At 63.7% G+C, this 6,110-nt stretch carries 10 protein-coding genes; 7 read left to right on the forward strand and 3 right to left on the reverse strand.

What is annotated here, in order from left to right:
- Window positions 1-333 (reverse strand): hypothetical protein, encoded by a 333-nt coding sequence (locus MHA02_RS12145; protein ID WP_147078917.1) that lies wholly within the window; start codon window positions 331-333, stop codon window positions 1-3.
- Window positions 330-770 (reverse strand): PilZ domain-containing protein, encoded by a 441-nt coding sequence (locus tag MHA02_RS12150; protein WP_147078919.1) that lies wholly within the window; start codon window positions 768-770, stop codon window positions 330-332. Before MHA02_RS12150 ends, MHA02_RS12145 begins: the two co-directional genes overlap by 4 nt.
- 163 nt (window positions 771-933) lie before the next feature.
- On the opposite strand from MHA02_RS12150, the gene MHA02_RS12155 reads away from it, so the two are divergent.
- On the forward strand, window positions 934-1,341 hold the full coding sequence (locus MHA02_RS12155) for a hypothetical protein (RefSeq protein ID WP_147078921.1): 408 nt from the start codon (window positions 934-936) through the stop codon (window positions 1,339-1,341).
- Here the strand turns inward: MHA02_RS12155 and MHA02_RS22170 are convergent.
- Entirely contained in the window at window positions 1,338-1,505 is a 168-nt protein-coding gene (locus MHA02_RS22170; protein WP_210245066.1) for a hypothetical protein, read from the reverse strand. The two genes, MHA02_RS12155 and MHA02_RS22170, sit on opposite strands and share 4 nt — an antisense overlap.
- A 200-nt stretch (window positions 1,506-1,705) precedes the next feature.
- On the opposite strand from MHA02_RS22170, the gene MHA02_RS12160 reads away from it, so the two are divergent.
- From MHA02_RS12160 to MHA02_RS12185, 6 genes are all read left to right on the forward strand, one after another.
- Entirely contained in the window at window positions 1,706-1,900 is a 195-nt protein-coding gene (locus tag MHA02_RS12160; protein ID WP_147078923.1) for a hypothetical protein, read from the forward strand.
- 682 nt (window positions 1,901-2,582) lie between these two features.
- The gene (locus MHA02_RS12165; RefSeq protein ID WP_147078925.1) at window positions 2,583-3,032 is read left to right on the forward strand and encodes a hypothetical protein; all 450 of its coding nucleotides are present in this window, start codon (window positions 2,583-2,585) and stop codon (window positions 3,030-3,032) included.
- Between the two features lie 316 nt (window positions 3,033-3,348).
- Entirely contained in the window at window positions 3,349-4,179 is an 831-nt protein-coding gene (locus MHA02_RS12170) for a hypothetical protein (RefSeq protein ID WP_170249202.1), read from the forward strand.
- Complete coding sequence (locus MHA02_RS12175; protein ID WP_147078930.1) at window positions 4,176-4,448, forward strand: hypothetical protein; 273 nt, start codon at window positions 4,176-4,178, stop codon at window positions 4,446-4,448. The genes MHA02_RS12170 and MHA02_RS12175 overlap by 4 nt, the downstream gene beginning before the upstream one ends.
- Window positions 4,449-4,673: 225 nt before the next feature.
- Window positions 4,674-5,045: a hypothetical protein gene (locus MHA02_RS12180; protein WP_147078932.1), complete on the forward strand. Its 372-nt coding sequence runs from the start codon at window positions 4,674-4,676 to the stop codon at window positions 5,043-5,045.
- 88 nt (window positions 5,046-5,133) lie between these two features.
- Window positions 5,134-6,110 (forward strand): hypothetical protein (locus MHA02_RS12185; RefSeq protein WP_147078935.1); only part of this gene is annotated, 977 nt, incomplete at its 3' end.

A 6,110-nucleotide genomic window follows, 5' to 3' on the forward strand; every position in this document is an offset into this window, starting at 1 on the left:
TCAGATCGTCTCGTAGGCAAAGAGGGTTGTGATCCCGACGAGGGCCAGAAGCCCTGCCACGAAGCAGAGGTCAGCAATCCTTTCCAAGCGCGCAGCATGCTGGCTCTCCGCAGCCAGACGCATCGACAGGTACGAAGTCAGGGCACTCACTAGGAATAGCAGCGCAGTGAGTGCGGCGTACTCGTCGACGTGACTGTGACCGATCTGAAGCTCGACGATCTTCACCAGACCGACCAGCGTCACGCACACGCCGATCATCGTGCCGGCGTTCGGCAGGATGTGGTGAGAGAGGCTTGCAGAGACTTCCCTGCTTATCGGACGGCTACCCTTCATCGAACTCCTTCTGACGGCGACCCTGGCTCAAATACGACGCCAACCTTCCGACCGATCCGCCATATGACGTTGCAGCGTTTCAGATTGTTGCGGTCGCCGATGTCGAGCACAAACCGTTGTGGCAGTTTCTCGGGGTGTTCGACTTCGATCCTGGCGCCACGACCCGAAGCGTCCCAAATGACGCACGTGGTCTCACCGGACGTGCCGTCACTCAAGACGGTGCCGAACTCGAATATCTTGGCCCGGGGCTCCAAACGACGTTCAGTCATCGCGCTCTCTCGGCATTCGATCGACTGCAATCGTTGCTCAGAGACATTAATAACCAGCAACCGTCGGTTGATGGCGGAAATTTGGCAGATGCTGGCAGATCTGCGTGCGGAGGGGCGGCTATAAACGCGCTTCGAGGTGTCCCAAGTTACTTCGAGTGCGGTGGCCAAAGAGTCGCGTCACGAGCTAGTGCTGGAAAGTCACAAGCCGCCCGCCAAATTGGGTCGATACTCATTTCGCGGTGGGGGACGCCGAGAGGGCGGTGTTGCAATCGGCAGATAGTACGTAGATAGAGCTTAAGCCTTTTGGCGACCCCATCGAGCAGGAGATCAAATGCGAGTTGTCGCTGGCATTGCGCTCGCGTTGCTTTCTGCCACATTGGCCCATGGCCAATCAAAAAGGGCTCTACTTTGCTCCGAAGACGTAGCAATGCGACTGAAGGCGCAAACAGCGGTTGACGGTTCGCTAGTCGAAGCAATTCCGGCTCGTCGTTTTTCGTTCGTCTGGAACGACGAATTTCTGAATGTTATTTCTGCCGGAAAGACTGATTTCTACGAATGTTCGAATATCAAGCCACGCCTGAACGAAGGTGGACCAAGAAACTCCATCAAATGCCAAAACGGCATCTATTTTATTGCTATGGACGTCGCTAAACTCACGTTCATTCGCGCTACTCTCAACCCGCAGAGCAGAGCAGATGTAGAAGTGGCTTATGGAGCTTGCAAGACCATAGGTAGTTAGTCGATTTTCAGCAGAACGAGTGCATAAAGAACAATCAATACTACTAAGACGGCGGCGGCAGGCCCAATCAAACCCGATCGGCTCGGGCTCGGCTCTTCGGCATCATCGTCCGTCATGAAGACACCAATCAGATCGAGGCGACCGGCGATTTTTGCTGCCAACATTATGAGCCGAGGGTGAACGCTTCGGTAATGGGCATGCGAGCGACCCGGCATAGAGGACGCATGCCAGCCGTGATTAAGGGGGCTCTCGTAGCTCTGAGGCTGAATCATTGGCGCTCGGTGAGACGATTGCCGCTCTTGGACCGAAGCCCTGCCATCTCCATTAGCTCTGGTGAGAGCGGCTAAAGAGTGAGACGGCAACCGTGTTTAAAGTGAAGGGCATCGATCCGACGGGGCGCAGCGAGACGTTCGCTTGCGGCACCGACGAGCAAGCGATGGAACGGACATGGGATCTGGCGCGACGCGGCTTCCGCGATGTCACGGTGGTCGACGGGCGGGGGAAAGAAATGTCCGCCGCCGCTTTCGAGCAGTCGCTCGACATCGATTGGGAAGAATAACTGCGGCGGATTAGCACATGCTGAATGCGATTAAAGATAAGAAGACATAACGGCGGACGACAACACACAACAGCACACAACAGCGTAATTCAAAAATCCGATTTGCTTATGTTGGCTGAATAGATCCATTCTCAGGGACATCGATTGCACCGCTGAAGGTGTCCCCAAATGTCCGCAGATCGTATCCAATTCAGTGAAGCCGTGCGGTTCAAGGCCGAGCGCGGCCTCACGCGAGCCGTTGCCGACGCCGCCCGCCGTAGCCGTACGTCCAGTGCCGAATACATGCGCCGCGCTCTCCGTGAGCGCGTGACCCTCGACGGCGTGGCCCTACCGCGCATCGATAGCGACGGCCCCGACGATCACACTCCTGCACCCGCAGCACGGATCGCGGCGTGATGGGCATGGCCAGAGCCTCCGCGACCTCCCTGTCGTTGCAGATAGGCAACATTTGGAACCCAGCGGGTCCTCCGAGGGGGTTCGACCAGACGCGGGCGGGAGACCCCGAGATCTCGCTCTCTGCAACTTCGATTTTTAAGCCGAACGAACGGTGATGCCGATGGAATTCGCCACATCCTTCGCCCAGCTCTCAACTGCCACTGGCTACAGTCGGTCGACGCTTCATGAGAGGCACCGCAGGGGGCAAATTCCGCAGCGCGGACCTCAGGGATGGCATGTCCCCGACGTGCTCGCTGCAATCAGGCGCAACGTCGATCCGGCCCGTCGGAAGCCGGTCCTGTCCGCACCCCGTTCGGCCGAACGTTCGGAGCCGAACGCCGAACACCCGAACGCTGTGCCGGCGACAGGCTCCTTCCCTGTCCCGGAGGCCTATCGCGACTGCGACGACCTCGGCGACGCATTTACCCGCGGCGCACTCTACGGCGCGCACGTTGTGGCCTTCTCGGTCCCGACCGCCGTCGGCTGCTCACTGATCGAGGCCGGTGTCGCCAGCGAGACGGCGGTGCGGTTCTACGCCGAGGCAAGGGACGACGTGGCCTTCATCGTCGGCGACGTCGCCGAAGCGCTGGGCCTCGTGCCGGACGGTGTCGACGACGCGGGCCAGCATCGTCCGACCGCCTTTCAGGCCTTCGATCCGCAGATGGCAAAGCTGGCGATCACGCCGGTCGCGCCATGAGGGTCAAACTTCATTCCCATCGCACCAGCGCCAAGGGGTTTTCGGTCCCCCGATCCGCTGCTGCGTACCCGGGCCTCGGCTCGGGAGCGGGCCGCGGTGTTGGTCTCGCGGCCCGCGCAATTTTGCGCAGGGGTCAGAAGGAATTCTCCGCATGAAGTCGCCAACGAAGATCGCGAGGGATCTGGCCGCCCTGATCGGCATCGCGCGGAAGGAGACCTCCGCTGAGAAGATCGAGGCGGCACTCGCCGAAGCGCGCGGCCAGGTCGAAACCGCCACCAGCGATCGTGATGCGGCCGCTGCCAACTATCGCGACGGGTTGCTCGACGTCTCGCCCGAGGCGCTGGAGAAGCTGCTGGCCGAGAAGGCGATCGCCACTGTCCGTCTGGATCGCGCCGAGGCGTTGGTCCTGGCCCTGACGCAGCGTCTGGCGATGGCCCGCGACGCTGATGCTCGTGCTGCCCGGCAAGCGATCCATGACGATGCAGCGGCCAAGTGCGAAGCCATCCGGTCCCGCTTGCCGATCGAGTACGCGCATCACGCTCTGGCACTGCGCTCGTTGGTCCGGGACCTTGCCGAGGCCGAGGCGGCCCGGATCCGTGCAATGAAGGAGGCGCCCGAGCTGCCGGTGATCCCATCGCCTGAGGATGTCGTTCGGGGCCTCGACGCCGTGCCGGAAGAGATCCTCGACCGCGAGGAGATCGAGCTCTGGGTTCTGGACGGCCGGTCGGATCCGCTGCCCGACGATCGCCAGAGTGATGTCACGTCGAGCGCGATGGATCGGAGCAAGGGCAAGCTCTTCACCCCCTCGACGCAGCATGTGTACGGCCCCGCCCTCAGCTGCACCCTGCGCCGGTTCACACGGATCCGGTATCGCGAGGCGGTTGCCGCTTCGAACCTCGATCGCCTGCATCGGACCGTGAACCTGCCGACGCTGTTCGCCTACGGCGACGATTTCGTCACGTCCGAGCCGTTCCGGGAGGTCGATACCACGCTGGCCTATCTGTCGCGCGAGATGCGCCCGCGCCCGGGGCTGAAGCGGGACGTGAAGCAGCGTCTTGAGCCGGTGGCCGCTAAACCGACCGAGCCTGACGCTGGGACGTCCCGCTGGGGTGGGACCGGTCCGCGTCGCCTGGAGATCGCAGCGTGATCCGGATCGAAGCGCGGCACCTTGAGATCGCCGGCACCATCCTCGATCGCATGCAGGCGAACCGGACCCGCGGCTTCGCCATCACGAGAGCGCCGGAGGCGGTGGGCCGTGACCTTCTGGCGTTCGGCCTGGCGATGCGTGCCGACCTGACGACCGAGCAGGCCGTCAGCCTTCTCGCCATCGGTCCGGATGATCGGCAGGGCGTGCCGGCCGTCGCCGCCTGGATCGCGAATATCCTTCCGCAGCCTGCGATCGGAGAGGCCCAGTGATGCTCGACCGATCCGAAGCCATTGCAGCGGCCACTGCTCGGCAGGCCAAATTCTTAGACCGCGCACTGGCGCTACCGAGCCCCCTCGACCGCTTGGCGCTCAAAGATGATCCGCGGCTCGCGGCGACCTTGGATCCTGAAAATGGTGCCGCGCCGGTGTCTCCAAATTTGGGGAGACCCCCTTCGTCCCATCCCGCATCCACCTGACATCACCGGAGCAGCCGACATGCCCAAGACCGTCACAGTCACCCTCAGCACGCCGATCGAGGGCCACGGCGCGCCCATCACACAGCTGGTGTTCCGGCCGCCGGTCTGGCGGGACATCCTGCCGGTGGGCGAGCCCTTCACAGTCCATCGCTCGGCCGACGGCGTGTACTTCTACGCCGACAACGCCGAGGCCTTCTCGCACTACCTGGAGACCTGCCTCGTCGAGCCGGCGGAATACAGCCTCGTCGAAAGCCAGGTCGGCCCCGCCGATACGATCAAGGCGAAAGAGGTGATCCGGGATTTTTTCATCCCCGCCGCGCCGGAGGGCGGGGGCTCGACGACATCGCAGACGAGCTCGTCTTCATCTGCGGCTGGGAGCCCGCCGGTCTGAGCGGGCTCGGCATCGACGAGCTCTACTACTGGCACGCCCGCGCCATCGCCTGGTCGAAACGGCCAACTTAGCCTGATTGGAGAACGGCATGGCCGGTCGCGTCATCGAAGCCAAAGCGGTCCTCAGCGGCGAGGACCGGCTCTCGGGCATCCTCGACCGGGTCAACCGAAAGCTGCGCGACGTCGGTAAGGGAGCGAAGGTCTCGGCCGACATCGAGCGGATGAACAAGTCGCTCGCCGGCACGAAGCGTCAGCTCGAAGCGCTCGACCGGGTCAAGGCGGCGCAGTCCCGGCTCTCGACGGCGCGGCTCGGCCTGACCGGCGCCCGCGCGGAGGCCGACCGCATCGGCACGGCGCTCGCCAGCGCCAGGCAGGTCAAGGACGTGAAGGCGGTGGCCGAACTGACGGCCCGCAACCGCGTAGCGCAGCGCGCCGTGGCCCAAGCCACCGGTGCCGTCGAACGCCAGACCAGCGCGGTCGCCGATGCCCGCCGCGCCTTTGCCGGGTTCGGCGTTCCAGTCGAAAATCTGATCGCGCACGAGCGGGCGCTGCGGAGCTCCGTCGACCAGACCACGGCCGCGATCCGCAAGCAGGCCCTGGCCCAGCGCGACCGTGAGCGCTTCGCCGAGGCCAAGGCTCTCAAGCTGCAGCGGCGGCAGGAGGCCCTGGAAGCTGCCATGCCGACCCGGCCGCGACCGATCCCGACGCCGACACGACGCACGGAACGCGGCGAGCGCTCGCTCGGTCCGCTGGCAGGTGCGATCGGAGCTTATGAGGCTGCGGACCAGTACAGGAAGGCGGCGGCGTTCGATCGCCGGCTGACGATGATCGGCCAGACCGCGGACGCGACCCGCGAGCAGATCGACGGGCTCGGCTCAAGCGTTCACGAGTTGGCCCAGCAGACCGCCACGCCGGTCGATAAGCTCGCCGGTGGTCTTGAGGCGCTGGTCGCGCAGGGCCGCAATCTGAAGGAGTCGCTGGACTTCCTGCCGTCGGTCGCTCGCACGGCCGCGGCCAGCGGATCCGAGGTCGACGACATCGCCAAGACGGCAGACTCGGTCGGCAC

Origin of the sequence: Methylobacterium haplocladii (assembly GCF_007992175.1) — a bacterium.
GTDB lineage: Bacteria > Pseudomonadota > Alphaproteobacteria > Rhizobiales > Beijerinckiaceae > Methylobacterium > Methylobacterium haplocladii.

Coding starts and splice junctions, on each gene's coding strand:
- MHA02_RS12145 (WP_147078917.1), bottom strand. CDS start 333: ATGAAGGGTAGCCGTCCGATAAGCAGGGAAGTCTCTGCAAGCCTCTCT.
- MHA02_RS12155 (WP_147078921.1), top strand. CDS start 934: ATGCGAGTTGTCGCTGGCATTGCGCTCGCGTTGCTTTCTGCCACATTG.
- MHA02_RS22170 (WP_210245066.1), bottom strand. CDS start 1,505: ATGTTGGCAGCAAAAATCGCCGGTCGCCTCGATCTGATTGGTGTCTTC.
- MHA02_RS12180 (WP_147078932.1), top strand. CDS start 4,674: ATGCCCAAGACCGTCACAGTCACCCTCAGCACGCCGATCGAGGGCCAC.